Annotated in this window: 19 protein-coding genes; 11 read left to right on the top strand and 8 right to left on the bottom strand. The window is 71.2% G+C overall.

Annotated features, from left to right (window positions below; genetic code table 11):
• Positions 1-82 precede the first annotated feature (82 nt).
• The 4 genes from DVK07_RS03900 to DVK07_RS03885 all read left to right on the top strand — a co-directional run bounded on the left by DVK07_RS03900 (position 83) and on the right by DVK07_RS03885 (position 3528).
• On the top strand, positions 83-496 hold the full coding sequence (locus DVK07_RS03900) for a nascent polypeptide-associated complex protein (protein ID WP_121595830.1): 414 nt from the start codon (positions 83-85) through the stop codon (positions 494-496).
• The gene (locus DVK07_RS03895; protein WP_121595829.1) at positions 493-1233 is read left to right on the top strand and encodes a methyltransferase domain-containing protein; all 741 of its coding nucleotides are present in this window, start codon (positions 493-495) and stop codon (positions 1231-1233) included. The genes DVK07_RS03900 and DVK07_RS03895 overlap by 4 nt, the downstream gene beginning before the upstream one ends.
• A 133-nt stretch (positions 1234-1366) precedes the next feature.
• Complete coding sequence (locus DVK07_RS03890; RefSeq protein WP_121595828.1) at positions 1367-2371, top strand: DUF5821 family protein; 1005 nt, start codon at positions 1367-1369, stop codon at positions 2369-2371.
• A gap of 35 nt (positions 2372-2406) precedes the next feature.
• Positions 2407-3528 carry a pyridoxal phosphate-dependent aminotransferase gene (locus tag DVK07_RS03885; RefSeq protein ID WP_121595827.1) on the top strand — a complete coding sequence of 374 codons (1122 nt, stop codon included), beginning with the start codon at positions 2407-2409 and terminating at the stop codon, positions 3526-3528.
• A gap of 25 nt (positions 3529-3553) precedes the next feature.
• Here the strand turns inward: DVK07_RS03885 and DVK07_RS03880 are convergent, their stop codons facing one another.
• Positions 3554-4567: a hypothetical protein gene (locus DVK07_RS03880; protein WP_121595826.1), complete on the bottom strand. Its 1014-nt coding sequence runs from the start codon at positions 4565-4567 to the stop codon at positions 3554-3556.
• Between the two features lie 181 nt (positions 4568-4748).
• On the opposite strand from DVK07_RS03880, the gene DVK07_RS03875 reads away from it, so the two are divergent.
• Together DVK07_RS03875 and DVK07_RS03870 are read left to right on the top strand one after the other, a co-directional pair.
• A complete protein-coding gene (locus tag DVK07_RS03875) occupies positions 4749-5951 on the top strand; it encodes a methionine adenosyltransferase (RefSeq protein WP_121595825.1) in 1203 nt (400 codons plus the stop codon).
• 70 nt (positions 5952-6021) lie between these two features.
• Positions 6022-6474 (top strand): DUF5804 family protein, encoded by a 453-nt coding sequence (locus tag DVK07_RS03870; RefSeq protein ID WP_121595824.1) that lies wholly within the window; start codon positions 6022-6024, stop codon positions 6472-6474.
• A 22-nt stretch (positions 6475-6496) separates the two neighbouring features.
• Here the strand turns inward: DVK07_RS03870 and DVK07_RS03865 are convergent, their stop codons facing one another.
• The 3 genes from DVK07_RS03865 to DVK07_RS03855 all read right to left on the bottom strand — a co-directional run bounded on the left by DVK07_RS03865 (position 6497) and on the right by DVK07_RS03855 (position 9542).
• The gene (locus DVK07_RS03865) at positions 6497-7051 is read right to left on the bottom strand and encodes a hypothetical protein (RefSeq protein ID WP_121595823.1); all 555 of its coding nucleotides are present in this window, start codon (positions 7049-7051) and stop codon (positions 6497-6499) included.
• Between the two features lies 1 nt (position 7052).
• Entirely contained in the window at positions 7053-8237 is a 1185-nt protein-coding gene (locus tag DVK07_RS03860; protein WP_121595822.1) for a glycosyl transferase family 2, read from the bottom strand.
• Positions 8238-8357: 120 nt separating this feature from the next.
• Positions 8358-9542 (bottom strand): CynX/NimT family MFS transporter, encoded by a 1185-nt coding sequence (locus DVK07_RS03855; RefSeq protein ID WP_121595821.1) that lies wholly within the window; start codon positions 9540-9542, stop codon positions 8358-8360.
• 172 nt (positions 9543-9714) lie between these two features.
• Between DVK07_RS03855 and DVK07_RS23220 the strand changes: the two genes are divergently transcribed.
• Positions 9715-9885, top strand: a complete 171-nt coding sequence (locus tag DVK07_RS23220; protein WP_004595617.1) for an HVO_0758 family zinc finger protein — start codon at positions 9715-9717, stop codon at positions 9883-9885.
• A gap of 77 nt (positions 9886-9962) precedes the next feature.
• Here DVK07_RS23220 and DVK07_RS03850 read toward each other — a convergent pair whose 3' ends face one another.
• From DVK07_RS03850 to DVK07_RS03835, 4 genes are all read right to left on the bottom strand, one after another.
• Complete coding sequence (locus tag DVK07_RS03850; RefSeq protein WP_121595820.1) at positions 9963-11321, bottom strand: hypothetical protein; 1359 nt, start codon at positions 11319-11321, stop codon at positions 9963-9965.
• A complete protein-coding gene (locus tag DVK07_RS03845; RefSeq protein ID WP_121595819.1) occupies positions 11321-11977 on the bottom strand; it encodes a hypothetical protein in 657 nt (218 codons plus the stop codon). Before DVK07_RS03845 ends, DVK07_RS03850 begins: the two co-directional genes overlap by 1 nt.
• A 114-nt stretch (positions 11978-12091) precedes the next feature.
• Positions 12092-13204 (bottom strand): aldo/keto reductase, encoded by a 1113-nt coding sequence (locus tag DVK07_RS03840; RefSeq protein WP_121595818.1) that lies wholly within the window; start codon positions 13202-13204, stop codon positions 12092-12094.
• Between the two features lie 85 nt (positions 13205-13289).
• Entirely contained in the window at positions 13290-13910 is a 621-nt protein-coding gene (locus DVK07_RS03835) for a bifunctional 2-polyprenyl-6-hydroxyphenol methylase/3-demethylubiquinol 3-O-methyltransferase UbiG (protein ID WP_121595817.1), read from the bottom strand.
• 732 nt (positions 13911-14642) lie between these two features.
• Here DVK07_RS03835 and DVK07_RS03830 point away from each other — a divergent pair.
• The 4 genes from DVK07_RS03830 (at position 14643) to DVK07_RS03815 (ending at position 18722) form a co-directional block, all read left to right on the top strand.
• Positions 14643-16268, top strand: coding sequence for a GMC family oxidoreductase (locus tag DVK07_RS03830; protein WP_121595816.1), 1626 nt, complete (start codon positions 14643-14645; stop codon positions 16266-16268).
• A gap of 80 nt (positions 16269-16348) precedes the next feature.
• A complete protein-coding gene (gene dacZ / locus DVK07_RS03825; RefSeq protein ID WP_121595815.1) occupies positions 16349-17158 on the top strand; it encodes a diadenylate cyclase DacZ in 810 nt (269 codons plus the stop codon).
• A 3-nt stretch (positions 17159-17161) separates the two neighbouring features.
• Positions 17162-17950: a mechanosensitive ion channel family protein gene (locus tag DVK07_RS03820; RefSeq protein WP_121595814.1), complete on the top strand. Its 789-nt coding sequence runs from the start codon at positions 17162-17164 to the stop codon at positions 17948-17950.
• 106 nt (positions 17951-18056) lie between these two features.
• On the top strand, positions 18057-18722 hold the full coding sequence (locus tag DVK07_RS03815; protein ID WP_121595813.1) for a GNAT family N-acetyltransferase: 666 nt from the start codon (positions 18057-18059) through the stop codon (positions 18720-18722).
• The last annotated feature ends 58 nt before the right edge of the window (positions 18723-18780 follow it).

Genomic DNA, 18780 nt, shown 5'->3' with positions numbered 1-18780 from the left:
GAGACCGCGGCCCTCCCGTAGCGCGGCGCCGCTTCGCCCCGTGTCGACACCCTTTTTGTGTCGTCCGGCCGAACCGGTTGGCATGTTCGGAGGCGGCGGCATGAACCCGCGGAAGATGAAACAGATGATGAAACAGATGGGGATCGACGTCGAGGAGCTCGACGCCGAGCGGGTCGTCATCGAGACGGCCGACGGCGACGACCTCGTCTTCGACGGCGCCCAGGTCACCAAGATGGACGCCCAAGGCCAGGAGACCTACCAGATCGTCGGCTCGCCCGACGCGGTGGCCGACGCGGGCGCCGGCGGCGCGGCCGCGGTCGAGGGCGGCGACGCGGACGACCCCGCGCTCGACGACGCGGACGACGGTGACGACGGCATCCCCGAGGAGGACGTCGAACAGGTCGCCGGAGAAGCCGGCGTCTCGAAGTCCGAGGCCCGCGCGGCGCTCGAAGACACTGACGGCGACTTGGCGGCCGCGATCCTCGACCTCCAGTGACGGACGCCGCGTACCTGCTCGTCCACGAGGACCGCGAGTACCTCTTAGAGCCCGGCGAGGAGTTCGGCACCGACCTCGGCGTGATCGAGGTCCCGGAGGACGTCGCGGCCGGCGACGAGGTCGAGACCCATCTCGGCACCGTCTTCGAGGTCCGCGCGCTCCGCGGCCCGGACCTGTTCAACCACCTCGAACGCACCGGCGCGCCGATGATGCCGCGCGACGTGGGGCTCGTGATGGGCCACACCGGCGCGTCCGGCGGCGACCGCGTCCTCGACGCCGGCACCGGCACGGGCATCCTCGCCGCGTACCTCGGCCGCGCCGGCGCCGACGTGACGACCTACGAGGTCGACCCCGAGTTCGCCGAGGTCGCCCGCGACAACATGCGGACCGCGGGCGTCGCCGACCGCGTCGAGGTCCGGACCGGCGACCTCACCGAGGAGTTAGACGACCTCGCCGACGCGGAGCCGTTCGACGCCCTCACGCTCGATACCGGCGACGCCCCGGCGGTCGTCGAGCGCGCGGACGACCTGCTCGCGCCCGGCGGCCGCCTCGCCGTCTACTCGCCGTTCGTCGAGGGGACCCGCGAGGCGGCCCTCGCCGCGCGCGAGGCCGGCTTCGACGAGGTCGAGACGCTCGAGACGATCCAGCGCGAGATGGACTTCTCCGACCGCGGCTCCCGCCCCTCCACCGCGGGCGTGGGCCACACGGGCTACCTCGTGTTCGGGCGGGCGCCCTGAGCCCGGCGCTCACGACGCTTTCGCTCACGTGGCTTTCCCTCGGCGCTTTCGCTCACGTGGCTTTCCTTTGACCCAGCGGCGCCCCCCGTGACCGGCGCAACGCTCATTCGGATCGCGGTAGTCACCGATCGGTGTGACCGCGGACGACGCCGGAACAGGGGGCGACGCCGACGCCGGCAGCGACGGGTCCGAGGTCGCCGACGCCCTCCCGCGTCCCGACGACCCGCTCGCCGAGGCGGTCGAGGCCGCGCTGGCGGGCCGGTCCGCGGTCGTCGCGGTCGGCGTGCCGATCCGGCTGCTCCCGGCGGTGCTCGCCGCTCGCGAGCGCACCTCGGGGGACCCGTGGCGGATCGCGTGCCGCCCCGGCGTCGTCGACGCGCTCTCGCGCGCGCTCGTCCTCGGTACCGCGGTCGCCGAGGCGGTCGAGAACGACGAGATACGGGTCCGGACCGGCGAGCCGCTCGGACACGGGACGGGCGGGACGCTGTTCGCGAGCCCGGACCGCGTCGACGCCGTCGTCGGTCCAGACGGAGACCGCACGCTCGCGACGACTGCGGTCGACACCGATTCGGCGGCGGCCGACACCGACCCAAAGGCAGTCGACGGCGCCCGCGCGACCGCCGAGTCGCGGCTCGACGCGGCGTCGCCGGCGACCGTCGAGATGCCCTCGCGGACACGGCTGCTCGCCGACGCGCGCGAGGTCCTCGACGACCGGTTCGCGGACGACCTGGCGGCCCTGTTGGCGTCGCTCGACCCCGGCGAGTTCGGCCGCACGACCGCGGTGTCGGACCGGACGCTCCTCGTCGCGCTCGCGGCGCGACACGACCACCTCTTCCGGGACCTTCGGACGTGGGTCGGGACCGACGGCGTCGGGATCGCCCCGGCACAGGAGTTCACCGGCGACCGGCAGGCGCTCGTCGACCGGGAGCTGATCGAGTCGATCAAGGTGCCGGTGGGACCGGGGCGGCCCATGCTCCGGCTCCGCGCGGTCGACGACGCCCTGTTGCGCGCCCGCGCCGAGGAGGTGCCGAGCGTCCTCCGAGGGCGGTTCGCGCTGCCGACCGACGCGGACGGGCGGATTCGAGAGGACGCGAGCCGCGAGGGGCGGCGGCCGGTCTGGGAGCGGCGTCGGTGGTGACAAGAACTAACTCGCGGCGGCGCTCCCTCTCAGGTATGACGACGTTCTCCGACAGGGTCGAGCGGATCTCGATAAGCGGGATCCGCGAGGTGTTCGAGGCGGCCGGCGACGACGCGATCAACCTCGGGCTCGGCCAGCCCGACTTCCCGACGCCGGACCACGCTCGGCGGGCCGCGGTCGACGCCATCGAGTCCGGGAAGGCGGACGCCTACACCGAGAACAAGGGCACCCGCTCGCTCCGGGAGGCCATCGCCGAGAAGCATCGCGCAGATCAGGGGATCGACCTCGACCCCGGGAACGTCATCGCGACCGCGGGCGGCAGCGAGGCGCTCCACGTCGCCCTCGAGGCGCACGTCGACGCCGGCGACGAGGTGTTGATCCCCGATCCCGGGTTCGTCTCCTACGACGCGCTGACGAAGCTGACCGGCGGCGAACCCGTTCCGGTGCCGCTCCGCGACGACCTCACGATCGATCCGGCCGCCATCGAGGACGCGATCACCGACGATACCGCCGCGTTCGTCGTGAACTCCCCCGGCAACCCCACTGGGGCGGTCTCCTCCGAGGAAGACGTGCGGGAGTTCGCGCGGGTCGCCGACGAACACGACGTGCTCTGTATCTCCGACGAGGTGTACGAGTACACCGTCTTCGACGGCGAGCACTACTCGCCGATCGAGTTCGCCGAGACGGACAACGTCGTGGTCGTCAACTCCGCCTCGAAGCTGTTCTCGATGACGGGCTGGCGGCTCGGCTGGGTGTACGGCGCCGAGGAGCGCGTCGAGCGCATGCTCCGCGTCCACCAGTACGCGCAGGCGTGCGCCTCGGCGCCGGCGCAGTACGCCGCGGAGGCCGCGCTCCGGGGCGACCGCGACGTCGTCGACGAGATGACCGCCTCCTTCGAGCGCCGGCGGGACATCCTCTTGGAGGGGTTCGAGGACATCGGTATCGACTGCCCGACGCCGCAGGGAGCGTTCTACGCGATGCCGCGCGTCCCGGAGGGGTTCGTCGACGAGTGTATCGACCGCGGCGTGGTCGTCGTCCCCGGCGAGGCGTTCGGCGATGGCGGCGCCGGCCACGCGCGCATCTCGTACGCGACCGACGAGGCCGAGCTCCGCGAGGCGCTCGACGTGATGGCCGAGGCGTACGCAGCGGTCCGCTGAGACCGGCTGGAAACGCCTCGCGCCGTCAGTTGTCCTCTTCGTCCAAAATCCGGAGGTAACGCTCGTAGTACTCCTCGCCGTAGCTGATCATCTCCTCCTCGTTCACCCCGACGCCGGCGTCCTTTCGGATGTTCCCGTCGACGTACGGCCGCGCGTCGATAGCGCGGAGCAACTCGACGTACGCGTCGGAGTACGGGTGCGTCTCGGCGTACTCGTCTCCGACCGCCCGTCGGAGAATTCGGTCGGCCTCGTCGGAGAGGTCGTCCCGCTCAACCCTGGGGCCGACGAACGTCGCTCGGAGGATCGCCTCCACCCGTTCGGGGCTCTCGGCGACCGCCTCCGCGGTCGGCCGGTACACCGCCTCGTGGAACCGTTCGCGTTCGATTTCGACCCGGTAGGTGGAGTCTCTGTAGGTGACGCGGTCGGGCCCGTCGTCGTCGAGTAGCACGCTCTCCGCGCGGGCGGTCTCGTTGCGGTACGCGTAACCGCCCCGCTGGACCAGCCCGACGGGATAGCCGCCAACGTCCCCACGGGATCGGGCCGCGAAGTGCGCGATGTGGACCGCGCGCCGGTCGGCCTCGGGGAGATCGCCGTCCTCGCCGGCGTCGACCGCCGACTCCCCGTCGTCGCCCGCGCTCGAATCGCCGTCGCTATCGACCTCGAAGAGTCGGAGGACCGGATAGGTCTCGGCGACCTCGTCGACGACGACGGAGCCGAGTTCGTAGTAGGTCCCGTCACGGAGGACGTACGCCGGGTCGTCGGGGGTCGCGAAGAACGGTTTCCGGTGCTGGGTCGCGTACGGCTCGCCGGCCAGAACCGCGTCGAGGGCCGCCTCGTCCCACTCCTCGGGCGGGTCGTCGCGGCCGTGAACGTAGCGGTCGCGCAGCGATCCGCCGACCCGCGAGAGCGAGAGCCTGAGCTCCGGTCCGTCGGCCGCGTCGCCGTCGCTCCCGGTTCCGAGACAGCCCGCGGCGGCGCCGATTCCCCCCGCGAGCGCGCCGGCGAGGAATCGGCGGCGAGAGGGCGCGAGTTCGTCCATACCCAATGTACAGACATGCGGCTGAAAGGTATTGCCGAGACGCAAACGCTGGCTTGAGTCACCGGAACCGACGTCGACGGATCGGAATCTCTCGGCCGCGGCACCGAATTACTCTGGATTATTCGCCGTACCTGAAGAGTTTCCGCAAGTTATACTGCCGACGGCGGAGTACCGATGAACAATGGACCGGAACATACAGGTCAGTCGCCTCGACCGACAGGCGGTCGAGGACCAGGAGGTCGAGATCGTCGAGCGAAAGGGGATCGGTCACCCCGACTCCATCTGCGACGGCGTCGCGGAGTCCGTCTCGCGGGGGCTCTCGCAGCTCTACTTGGACCGCGTCGGCAAGGTGCTCCACTACAACACCGACGAGACGCAGCTGGTCGCCGGTCGCGCGGCCCCCGCGTTCGGCGGCGGCGAGGTCGTCGAGCCCATCTACATCCTCATCGTCGGCCGCGCCACGAAGGAGTACGACGGCGAGCAGCTCCCCGTCGACTCGACCGCGCTCGCGGCCGCCCGCGACTACCTCTCCGAGGCGATCCCGGAGCTCGAGTACGGCACCGACGTCGTCGTCGACGTGAAGCTCGGCGAGGGCTCCGGCGACCTCCAGGACGTCTTCGGCGAGGAGACCCAGGAGGTCCCGATGGCCAACGACACCTCCTTCGGCGTCGGCCACGCCCCGCTCACCGAGACGGAGACCATCGTCCGCGAGGCCGAGCGCGCGCTCAACACCACCTACCACGACGACCACCCCGAGCTGGGCCCCGACGTGAAGATCATGGGCAAACGCGAGGGCGACCGGATCGACATCACCGTCGCCGCCGCGATGGTCGACGCCTACGTCGACGGCCTCGACGAGTACGACGACGCGGTCGACTCCGTCCGCGAGTACGTCGACGACCTCGCCCGCGAGTACACCGACCGCGAGGTCCACGTCGACGTCAACACCGCCGACGACTACGACGAGGGCTCCGTCTACCTCACCGTCACCGGCACCTCCGCCGAGCAGGGCGACGACGGCTCGGTCGGCCGCGGCAACCGCGCGAACGGCCTCATCACTCCGAACCGCCCGATGTCGATGGAGGCGACCTCCGGGAAGAACCCCGTCAACCACATCGGGAAGATATACAACCTCCTCTCGACCCGCGTCGCGGAGTCGGTCACGAGCGAGGTCGACGGCATCCGCGACCTCCAGGTCCGACTGCTCTCCCAGATCGGCCGCCCGATCGACGAGCCCCACGTCGCGGACGCGCAGATCGTCACCGAGGAGGAGGTCGCGTTGGGCGACATCGAGGCGGACATCCTCGAGATCGTCGACCGCGAGCTCGCGGACGTGACGGACGTGACCCGCAGCGTCATCGAGGGCGACGTCTCGACGTTCTGAGCGCGTCGCGCGGCGAACGACACACCCTGCGACCGCAACGGATTTGCGCCGGCCGGTCCGAGTGGGAGACATGACGCGGGTGTGTCTCCTCGGCGACCCCGACGTGGAGCTCTCCTACGAGCTGCTCTCCCGCGAGACGGCTCGCGACGCGCTCGCCACGTACGACGTCGAGGAGCCGTTCGAGAACAGCGTCGCCGTCGACACTGTGAGCCTCGGCGCCGCCGTCTCCCTGCTCAACGACCTCGACTGGTACCTCGCGCGCTTCGTCGACGAGGCGCTCGTGTTAGAGCCGTCCGTCGCGACCGACGAGTGGCTCTCCCGGGACCTCGCCCGCGAGGTCCGCGACGGCGACGTGCCCCCCGAGGAGACCGACCAGCGCCTGAAGGTGTTCGGCCTCGTCGACGGGCGCCCGGTGGAGCCGCTCTTCGTCCGGCGGCGACAGGGCGAGACGCCGGAGTACGACCTCCGCGACGTCGACGAGACCGTCGTCGTCCGCGTGAGCGAGTCCGAGTTCTCCGGGTGAGGCGACCGCGGCGCGCCCCGACTCAGCCCTCCTCGTCGACTTCCGCGAGGATCCGCGTCCGGACCGGGTCGACGTCGACCGGCGCCCACGCCTCCACGTCGTAGGTCACGTCCGCGAGCGTCTCCAACCGCTCGTCGTCGCCTTCTCCTATCGCCTCGACCGCCTCCTCGTGGAGCCGATCGAGTACCGCGTCCGCGAGGACATCGCGGTCGACCCCGCGGTCCGGCACGTCGAGGATGTGCGGGAGGTCCTCGGCGCCCTCCGGGAGCGTCGGGAACGCGGCCGGGCCGACCGCGAGGGCGGTCGATTCCGCGGTGGGGTCCGCCTCGCCGTCCGCTGAGGCACCGTCGTCGGCGGGCGCGTCGCCGGAGAGCGCTCCGGCCGGCGCCGGCACGAGCGCGTACTCGGCGACCGCGAGGTCGATGGCGGCGTCGATGGCCGCCTCGTCGACCTCGGCCCGCTGTTTGAACGCTAACTCCGAGAGCGCGTTCGACAGCTCCGCGCGCGTGAGCCACCCGAACAGGTCGACGACGCCGGCGAGGTCGTCGCGCGCGGCGACGCTCGGTCCGTCCGCCATCTCAGTCCTCCCCCGGGGCGGGCTCCGCCTGTGCGTCGTCGGTCGGCCGGGCGCCGACGGCGTCGACGCTGCCGGTCGCCCCGTCTCCGCGGACCGCGTCGAGGTCCTCGCGGGCGGCCTCCCGGATCTCGTCGGGGTCGACCGGGGCGTCCTCCCACGCCGGGAGCCGCGTGTCGGGGCCGGGTTCGCCGAGCGCCTCGGCGTACGTCGCCACCTGCGAGCGCTCGTCGGCGGCGTCGTACGAGAGGCCGTTGAACGCCGCGTCGGTCGCGTAGCCGTCGACCAGCGTCTCCGCGGCGTCGCGGTACCGCTCCGCGAGCCCGTCGTAGTCGACGTCGACGCCGGCGTCCTCGACCGCGCGCAGCGTCGCCTCGCCGACCGCCCGGCTCATGTCCGCGAGGCCGGTCGGTCCATCGACGGAGCGGTGGTCGTGCTCGTATCGACCCAGGTCGACCTGCGCGCTGTCCGCGAAGCCGGCGTGGCCGAACGCCTCGCCCAGCGTCCCGACCTCTAACCCCCAGCCGCGCTGGACGCGGAGCCGCGAGACGAGGTCGCTCGTCGCCGCGAACTCGCCGGCGAGCGCGTAGCGGAACGCCGAGAGGTACTCTAAAACGTCGGGCGTCCGACCGGGCGCAGCGTCGCCGAGCGCGCGGACGAGCGGCCGGAAGAACAGCCGGAACAGCCGCCCGTACAGCGAGCCGTCCTCGACGCGGGCGTAGTACCCCTTCGAGAACCGGGACCCCTCGCCCAGCGGGAACAGCAGTCGGTTCACGAACGCCGGCGAGTAGGTCTTCGTGTCGGCGTCGTGGACGACGACGAACTCCTCGTCGAGCGCGCGACCTAAGGCGAGCCACACGTCTCGCCCCTTGCCGCGCTCGCCGTCGAGCCCCCGCGCCTCCAGCAGCGACGCGAGCCGGGGACCGTCGCACCACAGCGTCTCGACGTCGAGGTCGAACCCGTCGAGCCACTCCGCGAACGGGCCGGCGCGGTCCGCCGACGCCCGCAGCGGGACGATCACTCGGGCCGGGTCGACCGTTTCCAGCGTCGAGAGCACGCGCTCGGCCGCGAGCGTCCCGTACTCGCGCTCGGTCATCGGCACGACCACCGCCGCGCGGTCCGTCGGGGCGTCGGGCCGGTGGTCGGTCAACGCGTGGAGGGTCGTCACGCGCTCCTGAACGTACTCCATTTACCGATCACACGGGAGCGACGCCCAAAACAGGTGCGGTACCACCAACCTGACCGGGACGCTCTTCGCGAGTCCTCGCTGCCCGGGTCCACGCTCCCCGGGTCCGGCGCCGTCTCCGCGTCACGCCGCCCGCGTCGCGCCCGCCGCGCCGCCGGGGACGCGTCCGAGGCGGTACAGGACCGCGTACGCGCCGACGAGGACCACTAACCCGCCCGCGAGCGCGAGGAAGACGGCGTCGTACCCCGCCCCCGCCTCGATCGCCTCGCCGACGACCCAGGAGCCGGCCGCCTGCGTGGACATCATCCCGGCCGAGAACATCGCGTACGCCGACGCGCGCGACTCGTCGGGTAACGACGCGAGCAGGTACGTGTCGCCGGCCGGGAACAGCATGTGGATGGCGAACCCGACGACGACGCTCGCGGCGATCACCGCCGCCAGCCCCTCCGCGACGACGACGAGGACGACGCCGCCGACGAACGACGCCACGATGCCGAGCAGGTACGGGACGTGGGGGAGCCGGTCCGCGAGGTCGCCCGAGACGAGGAACGCCGGGACGCCGGCGGCGAAGATCACCGTCAGGAGGTTCCGGGCGGTCGAGCGCGGCAGCCCCTTGTCGATCATGTACAGCTCGTAGAAGTTGAACAGGCCCTGCCAGACGAAGCTCGTGAGTCCCATCAGCACGACGCCCGCCGCGATCAGCTTCCACTCGCCGCGGGCGGCCGCGAGGAAGTCCGTGTCGCTCGCGCCGGCGTCGGGGAGGTCGGTCCGCTTCGCGAGCGCGACGAACAGGACCGTGCTGGCCGCCGCGGCGAGCGCGAGCGCGTAGAAGGCGTAGCGCCAGTCGTACCACAGCGCGACGGTGACCGCGGGCGCGGCGATGACGGCCGAGAGCTGGCTCGCCATGCCGTGGACGCCCATCACGCGCCCGACGCGCTGCGGGAACAGCTCCGAGATGAACGGGTTCGCGGCGACGAAGTAGACGCCGGAGGCCAGGCCGACCGCGAAGGCGGCGACCATCAACGCGAGGACGCCGGGGGCGAGCGCGACGCCGAGCGCGCCCGCGGTCAGCATCGCGCCGGAGACGACGATCACGCTGCGCCGCGTGAAGCGCGTGAGCGCCCAGCCGGCCGGGAGGCGCGGGGCGGCCGAGCCGAGCCACGCGAGGGTGACGATGAGCCCGGCGGTCCCCTCGCGGATCCCGAACGCGTCGATGAACTCGCCCACGAGGGGGGCGAACACGACGCGAGCGAAGTTGACGAGGAAGACCAGCGCGCAGAGCGATCCGAACAGCCTGGTCCGTGACACGGCGGCGATTCCGCGCGCCCGGACACAAGCGTTGCGAAAGCGGCCGCGCTCGGACCTCGAACCGCGATCGTCGGGCCGACGCCGGTCTCGCTCCGCCTGACGCCGATTTCGGCCGATCGTCTGACCGATGTCGTACGGGGTTTTTATCCGCCCCGGCCCCGAACGGCGGGGTATGAAATCCACGCGCAAGGGGCTCCGCGACGGCGACCTGATGAAGGACACCTACGAGCGGCTGAACTGCGCCGACTGCGAGCAGGTGTTGAAAAAGGAGAACGACCCCGACGAGGTGTTCTCGGTCCGCATCTGTCCGGAGTGCGGCGCGCGGTTCAAGGAGCTTCGCTGAGCGGTCCCCGCTGTCGTCGCCCTCTCTTCTCTCTCTCTCTCTCCCGTCGCGGTCGATTCGTCCTCGCTCGACCGCGCTCAGTACGCCTCGAACGAGTCCCTGACCGACTCCGTCACCGTCCGCGCCTCGCCCGTGACCGTCTCGATCCACCGATAGGCGGTGTACGCCTCGACCGTCGACCGCGCGTTCCGGTCGCCCGCCGCGAGCGCCCCGTCCGGCTCCGCGAACAGCGGGAGGAACTGCGTCGCCAGCCACCGGGCCAGCGGGTTCTCGCTCCCCGCGAGCGTCGTCACCGATTCGATCGCTGCGCTCCGCGCGGCGCCGACCGCGGCCGCGTCGTCGGGGAACATCGCCTCGCCGTCCTCGATACGCGAGGCGAGGGCGTCGAGCCCGCGGAACCGCACGCGCGCGAGGAGCGTCCGCGTGAACGCGGTCGCCGGATGGTCCGGCTCGTAGTCGTCGAGCGGTATCGGGTCGAACCGGAGGTCCTCGAACGTCCGGTAGCGGGCCGTCGAGAGCTGCGAGACGCTCGGCGCGTCCCGCGCGACCGGTCGATCGTCGAGGAACGCCTCGGTCCCCGGGCTCGATCGGAGTCGGTCGGGTTCCCCCCCGTGGAGTTCACGGAGCCGTTCCCCGACCTCGGCGCCCACCCGCTCCGCCTCTCGACGGAGCGGCTCGGCGACCGCTTCCGGATCGGCGAGCGAGCTCCGGTACCGATCGCGGAGGTACCGACCCGCCTCGACGTACGACTGAACGCGCTCGCCCTCCCCGACCGCATCTCCGACCCGAAGCGGGTTCGCGCGCTCCTCGGGGCCGGCACTCCCGCCGACCAGCGTCCGCCGCCGCGCCTCGTCGTACCACCGTTCGATCGGGCCGTAGACGGCGGCGCCGGCGGAGGAGTCCGTCGCGACCCCCGGCAGCTCCTCCAGCGTCTCGAACGCCCGGTTCCGAACCGTCCCGATGTCCGCGGCCACCGCTTCCGGGTCGCCCTCGACGGTCACGGCCGCCCACGTGCCGACGGCGGTCGCGGCGTGGTCGCGCGCCATGGCGTACCGCTCGGCGGCCCGGAGCGGCGGGAGCGACTCGTCAGAAGCCGGGAGCGACTCGCGCGCCGCCGCCCGCTCCGTTTCGACCTGCTCGCGGATCTCGCCGTTCGGGAGCCGCTCCTCGGTCAGCGGCTCCGGGATCGGGGAGAGCAGGCGGTCCACCCGGTCTGCGAACGCGCCCGCGACCGCGGGCTCGACGTCGACGGGGACGAGCCGCGGCGCCGACGGAACGGGGTCGTCGAACTCGCGCGGGACGCCCTCGACGTCGAGCGACGGCGGGTCGTCCCAGAACCGCGGCCCGCTCCCTCTGCCGGAGCACCCGGCGAGCGAGCCGAGCGCGACGGCGCCGGCGGCCGCGAGCGCGTCGCGCCGGGTGAGCCGTCGCGGCATCAGAAGTCACCCCACTCGTCGGTGGCCGTGGCGTTCCCGGTCACGGTCGCGTTCCCGTCGAGCACGGCGTACTCGGTGTCCGTCGTCCGACACGGCGAGTGCCCGCTGGAGCCGGACTGGGTGATCCGCTCGTCGAGCGCGACCGGGAGCCGGAAGAGGAGTGCCAGCGCGACCCGCTCGTCGGCCTCGCACGACTCGTCGGGCGGGCGAAGCTCGCTACAGTACTCGTACTCGACGCGCCCGGGCTGCCAGGACACCGACTCGATGTCGAGCCGCTCACACGACTCGACGCCGGCCGGCGAGACGTACACGGTTTCCGTCTCGTAGTCCGTCTCGTCGAGGAACGACCGGACCCGCTCGCGGTCCGCGTCGGAGACGCTCTCGGCGACCAACAGCTCGTCCGCTCGGTCCGCGCTCGTGACGAGCTCGCGACCGATCCGGGCTGGCTCGTTCTCGTCGTTCGCTTCGCTCCCGTCGAGGAGGACGCTCTCGCCGGACGGGTTCCGCGGCTTCACGACCGTCGGGTCCATCTCCGTGCCTCTCGTCTGCGGTCGGGCGGACTCCGCCTGCGGGTCGCTCGCGCCGGAACAGCCCGCGAGCGCGCCGACGACGCCGAGGGCGGCGCTCCCGAGGAGGGCTCGTCGCGTGGGGGCCATGGAACGGGCTTTGACGGGGTCCGACAAACGCTTTGTGGCGTCCGTCGCCGGTTCCGGATGCGCGGCGTCGCGGTCGACGGGGCCGACTCCGCGGCGTCTCGGGCGCCGTCCGGCTCACTCGAACACGGCGTCGAACGCCGACGCGCCGAGCGGGTCGAAGGTGCCGGCCGCGACGTTCTCGCGGAGGTGGGCGGGGTCGGTCGTGCCGACGAGCGACGAGGTGACGCCCGGCGCGCTCCGCGCGAAGTTGAGCGCGCGCTGGGCCGGCGTCTCCCCGGCGAGCGTCGCGTCGACGTCCGCCGGAATCTCGCCCTCGGCCGTCAGGTCTCCCTGTCCGACGCTCGCGCTCGTCACCACCGAGAGCCCGGCCTCGTGGGCGAATTCGAGCGTCGAGACGGGCCCGTCGGCGTCGGTTCCGGGCGGCGCGGGCTGGTTCCGCCGCGTGAACGCGTCCGCCATCGCGACGTTGAACGGGAGCTGTATCGCCTCGAACCCGTGGTCGTCGTCGGGACCGACCGCCTCGCCGGCGGCCTCGGCACGGGCGAGCACCTCGTCGAGCGAGAGGTAGTCGTCGGCGTCCTCGGGGACGCGGAACGCGCTCCACGACGCGACGCCGTACGCGCCGACGTCGCCGGCTGCGCGCCGGCGTTCGAGGGCCTCGAAGGCGGCCTCGATCCGGTCGTACACCTCGTTTCGCGACCGGGCCGCCAGCTGCGTCTCGGGGTTGTGGACGTAGAAGCAGTCGACCGCGTCGAGGCCGAGCCGGTCGAGCGAGCGGTCCAGCGACCACTCGAGGTAATCAGGAGTGAGGGCATGAGCGCCGTTCGCGAGTTCGTCGGGATCGACGATGCCGGGCTCGACGAACCGCTCGCGGACGTACGCGCTCGGGTCGTCCGGGCGCTCGCCGTCGAACGGGAGGAAGCCGCCCTTCGTCGCGACGACCACCGACTCGCGGTCGACGGGGGCGTCACGGAGCGCCTCGCCGACGACGCGCTCGGCGCGACCGCAGCGGTAGTTCGCGGCGGTGTCGACGTGGTTCACGCCCGAGCGGAGCGCCAGTCCGATCGACTCGCGCGAGGCGTCGTCGACCGCGGGCGTCGGCGCACCGAGGTACGTCCCGATCCCGACGCTGGAGACGACGCCGGGCCCGAACCGGCGGAAGTAGGTGCGCCCGAAGGCGTCGCCGAACCGGTTCCGGTACCCCCAGAGGGCCTCGCGAGTCGCCATGTGGTCGAGGTAGTCGGCTCGCGGATAAAAGTCGCGCGGGAGGCCGGCTCGCCGCTGACGGGACTGACCTCGTCGAGGCCGGCGATCAGTCGGAGACGCGGAAGGTCCGCGTCGTGTCCCTGTCGCCGCGGACCACGTCGACCTCGACGAGGCCCAGCGACGTGAATATCTCGCCCCAGTCCCGGTAGTACAGCGGCGTCTCGTCGTCGACGTAGTTCACGTCCGGGTCGCCCGACGCCGACTCGCGCGTCGGGTCCTCGATCTCGGCCGTGACGAGCACCTCGTCGGTGATCCGCGCGATCTCCGCGAAGGCCGACTCGACGTCCGGATGGAGGTGTTGTAGCGTCTCGACCGAGTACACCGCGTCGAACGCGCCGTCGTCGAACTCCTCCACGAGGTCCTCTATCGCGCCGCAGTAGAACGTGCCATGCGCGGCGAGTTCGGGGTAGGCGTCTCGCATCGTCTCGAACGCCTCGGCGTTGATGTCGATCCCCGAGAGGTTCTCGAACCCGTGGGCGGCGAGGTGTTCGAGGTGTCGGCCCGAGCCGCACCCCAGTTCGAGGACGGCCGCGTCGCGGTCGAGGTGCGTGTCGAGCGCCTCGCGGATCAGCGCGCTCGTCTCGTTGGGCCCGTAGTGCGCGTAGTACGCCGGTGAGTATTCGCCCGCCCGGTTCGTCCACGACTCTCGGACGGAATCAGGTTCCACGTGTGGCAACGCCGCCAGAGAGGGAAAACGTCGTCGGACGGCGCCCCGCCGGCGGTGCGCGGCGGTTCGCGTGACGTGTCGCGTTTCGGTAGCACGGCTCTGCTGAAATCCTCTTCTTCAGACATATTCTCGTCTGTAACGATTGGTCGCTGAAGCGTGCTTCTCGATCGGTTACGGGAGTGGGTATCTCAGATTGCCGGCCACAATGTCCTATTTAAATAGTCGTGAGCGACGGCGACGAGGGCTTATAAATGACAGGCGGTGGCGCGCCCCGGTGAGCGGCCCGGAGGGCCGCGAACCGACGGTGCGAGGGAGTCGCTGGCGGTCGAGCGAAGCGAAGACCGCCAGCGACGAGGCTGGGGAGGTGTGAGGTGCGGTCGCTGTGCGGGGCGGGACTCAAAGGGGCAGCCGGGAGGCCGGCGCAGGCGAAGTAAGTACCGCAGGGAGCGAGCGAAGTGAGCGACTGAGGAACGCAGCGAGCGTGCGCCGGCCTCCCGGCTGGGGCTTTGGCGGTTGTCATCCCACCAGCCTCAACCATTTATAAACAGCCAACGGCAAAACCGAAATCCCATTTATAAACGACCTCGGTCACGATATACTACACCTACTCCCGCTATCGCTCATCTCTTCCTCTGTACTGAGCGATTAGGGTGCGAAAATATCAATTTCTGAGGATTTCAACAAAGCCGGTAGCACGGGTACACTTAATTGTCCGACCGTCCACGACTGTCCATGACAAGCAAGCAATACGACTTCGTCGTGGTCGGCGCCGGGTCGGCGGGGTGCGTCCTCGCGAATCGACTCACCGCCGACGCCGAGACGACGGTCCTGCTCTTGGAGGCGGGTACGCCCGACGACGACCGGAACGTCTCGATTCCGGCGGCGTTCCCGGAGCTGTTCAAAAGCGAGGCCGACTGGGAGTACTACACCGAGCCGCAGGACGGCTGTGCCGGCCGGGAGCTCTACTGGCCGCGCGGCAAGACGCTCGGCGGGTGTTCCTCCACCAACGCGATGATCTACGTTCGGGGCCACCCGTCGGACTACGACGGCTGGGCCGAGCTGGGCAACGACGGGTGGGCGTACGACGCGATGCTGGAGTATTTCAAGCGCGCGGAGACGTTCGAGCCGTCGGCGTCACGGTATCACGGGGACGAGGGGCCGCTCAACGTCACCGACCAGTCGTCGCCGCGGCCGGCATCCGAGGCGTTCGTCCGCGCGGCCGCCCAGGCCGGGTACGACCGCAACGACGACTTCAACGGGGCGGAGCAGGCGGGCGTCGGCCTCTACCACGTCACGCAGAAGGACGGGAAACGCCACAGCGCGGCCGACGCGTACCTCAAGCCGGCGCTCGACCGGCCGAACCTCACCGCCGAGACCGGCGCGCAGGTGACGGAAGTGACCGTCGAGGGCGGCCGCGCGACCGGCGTCGAGTACGAGCAGGACGGCGAGGCTCGCTCCGTCGACGCGACCGAGGAAGTCGTCCTCAGCGCCGGCGCCGTTAACTCCCCGCAGCTGCTCATGCTCTCGGGGATCGGCGATCCGGATCACCTCGCGGACCGCGGCGTCGACGTGGAGGCGGCCTCGCCCGGCGTCGGCCGGAACCTCCAGGACCACCTGTTCGCGTTCGCCGTCTACGAGGCCGAAGACGACGTCAGCACGCTCGACGACGCCGGGAGCCTCCGGGACCTGTTTAATTGGTTCGTCCGCAAGCGCGGGAAGCTCACCTCCAACGTCGGCGAGGCCGGCGGCTTCGTTCGAACCGACGAGGACCTCTCCCGGCCGGACCTCCAGTTCCACTTCGCGCCCTCGTACTTCATGGAACACGGGCTCGCGAACCCCGAGGAGGGGAGAGGGCTGTCGATCGGCGCGACGCAGCTCCGACCGGAGAGCCGCGGCCGCGTCCGGCTCGCCTCGGACGATCCGTTCGAGGCGCCCGCCATCGACCCGAACTACCTCGGCGAGCGCGCGGACCTCGAAACCCTCGTCGAGGGCGTCAAGCGCGCCCGCGAGATCGCCGACCAGGACGCGCTCTCGGAGTACGTCGGCCGCGAGCTGTGGCCCGGCGATGACGTCGAGACCGACGCGGAGATCGCCCGGCACGTCCGCGAGGAGTGTCACACCGTGTACCACCCCGTCGGGACGTGTAAGATGGGCGACGACGAGGCCGCGGTCGTGGACGACGAGCTCCGAGTCCGCGGGGTCGAGGGGCTCCGCGTCGTCGACGCGAGCGTGATGCCCACGCTCGTCGGCGGGAACACGAACGCGCCGACGATAGCGATCGCCGAGCGGGCGGCCGACCTGATTCGCGAGGACCGGACGGCGGCCGCCGAGGGATCGGTCTCGGCCGCCGGCGACTAGTCGAGTCAATCGCCGGCCGCCGCGGCGTCAGACGCACGCACGACGCAACGACTATACGGACTCCGGGAGTCACGCCTACAATGGCCTCGCTCACCGACCACTTGGCGGATCTGGTCGCGGACGTCGACGCCGCGCTGCTGTTCTCTCCGACGAGTTCCTTCTTCGAGCGATTCGGGGACGCCGAGGTCGAGGTCCTCGTCGTCGCGCCCGACAACGACGTCGACGCGGAGCCGTTCGTCGAGCTCCCGCTCCCGTTCGACAACGTCAAAGACCGGATCCGGTTCGGTATCGAGGGCGCGATGGACGAGGGGCTCCTCGCCGAGGGCGACGAGGTCGCGTGCGTCGCCTCGGTGTTCGACGGCGGCTCGGACGCGGTTATCCGGGCGACCGTCGACGAGGGGGTCCACACCGGTATCTACGACCTGTTCGCTAACTCGCGGGCGGAGCCGAGCGTGATCCGCGACGTGTTCGAGGTCGCGATCGAGCTCGGGCAGAAGGGGCAGAAGGGGAAGCCGGTGGGCGCGCTGTTCGTCGTCGGCGACGCGGGGAAGGTGATGAACAAGTCGCGGCCGCTGTCGTACAACCCCTTCGAGAAGAGCCACGTCCACGTCGGCGACCCGATCGTGAACGTCATGCTCAAGGAGTTCTCACGGCTGGACGGCGCGTTCGTCGTCTCCGACTCCGGGAAGATCGTCTCGGCGTACCGCTACCTCGAACCCGCCGCCGAGGGGGTCGACATTCCGAAGGGGCTCGGCGCGCGACACATGTCCGGCGCGGCGATCACCCGCGACACGAACTCGACCGCCATCGTCCTCTCCGAGTCCGACGGGCTCGTCCGGGCGTTCAAGGCCGGTGAACTCGTCTTGGAGATCGATCCGGAGGAGTACTGACCCATGTCCGCGGCCCAGATCACCGTCCCCGAGTTCCTCCTGAGTGTGCCGTACCGCCTCTGGCTGGCGCTCGGCGTCCTCCTGTTGGGGCTCCTCCTCGCGTACCTCACCGGCGTGGTCAACCGCCGGCTGCTCCGGCGCGCCGGCGTCCCCGAGGTGATCGAGGGCACCGCCTTCGAGCGGACGGCCCGCGAGTTCGACACCTCCACGGTGCGGATTCTGGCCAAACTGTCGAGCTACTTCATCCTCGCCGTCACCGTCATCGTCGCGCTCACCGTCGCGGACGTGAACTACCTCGAACAGTTCTGGTCGGGCGTCGCCGCCTTCCTCCCGCGGCTGTTCGTCGCCGTGGTCGTGTTCATCGTCGGCATCGTCGTCGGCGACAAGGCCGAACTGCTCGTCGCCGAGCGCCTCCGGGGGATAAAGCTCCCCGAACTCGGCGTGCTCCCGACGCTCGTGAAGTACAGCGTGGTGTACGTCGCGACGCTCATCGCGCTCGGGCAGGTGGGCGTCCAGACGCTCGCGCTCATCGTCCTGCTCGCGGCGTACGCGTTCGCCCTCGTGCTGTTCGCCGCCCTCGCGACGAAGGACTTGGTCGCCTCGGCCGCGGCCGGCGTCTTCCTCCTCCTCCGACAGCCGTACGGCATCGGCGACGAGGTGCGCGTCGCCGGCGAGCGCGGCATCGTCCAGGAGGTCGACCTCTTCGTCACGCACATCGAGACGGACGGCGAGGAACACGTCGTTCCGAACCACGCGGTGTTCCGCGAAGGGATCGTGCTGATCCGGGAGTAGCGCCGCTGACCCGACCACCTCTATTTAAAAAGGAGCCTCGTCACCCGTTCCCACGCTGTGAAAGTCGTCGTGCCGATATAACCCGACGCGGCGCCAACGTCGAGACATGACCCCCGATACCGCGAGCGTCGCCTGCGACGGCTGGGACGGCAGCGAGTGCGAGGGGACGCCGCACTGTCCGCCGCGCTGTCCGCGGTTCGTCGACAAGGAGGGCGCGCGCTGGACGATCCGGCCCGCCCACGACGCGGACGAGCCGTTCCTCGCGGAGATGTACGAGCGGTTCGACCGCGCAGACCGCGCGCAGGGGCTGCCGCCCGTGAGCCGAAACCGACGCGTCGAGTGGCTCCGATCGATGCTGACGGAGGGGAACAACGTCGTCGCGGAGCGGGACGGCGAGCTGTTCGGCCACGCGATGTACACCCCGACCGACGCCGCGGTCCCCGAGCTCGCCGTGTTCGTCCACCCCGCCGCGCAGGACCGGGGCGTCGGCACGGAGCTGTGCCGACACGTCATCGCCGACGCCGCCGCGGCCGGCCGCGAGGGGATCGAACTCCACGTCGAGACCGGGAACCGCGTCGCTCGCAGCGTCTACGGGACGGTCGGGTTCGAAGTCGCCGAGCGGCGCGGCGACCTCCGGATGCGCCTCGACCTCGACGACCCGATCGCGACCGAGGTCCGCTGGCCGCCGCTCGCCCGCGAGGGCCCCGCGGAGCCGGCCGTCGACCTCTCGCCGACCGGGGACGGGGCCGGACGCTCGCCGGCCGACGACTGAGCGCCGTCGGTCGGTCGCTCGCATTCGACTCCTCGCCACCGCAACCGTTAGGCCCCGT

It is taken from the genome of Halorubrum sp. Atlit-26R, from assembly GCF_003666015.1.
Lineage (GTDB): Archaea > Halobacteriota > Halobacteria > Halobacteriales > Haloferacaceae > Halorubrum.
This window is presented reverse-complemented; position numbering and strand designations above follow the sequence as displayed.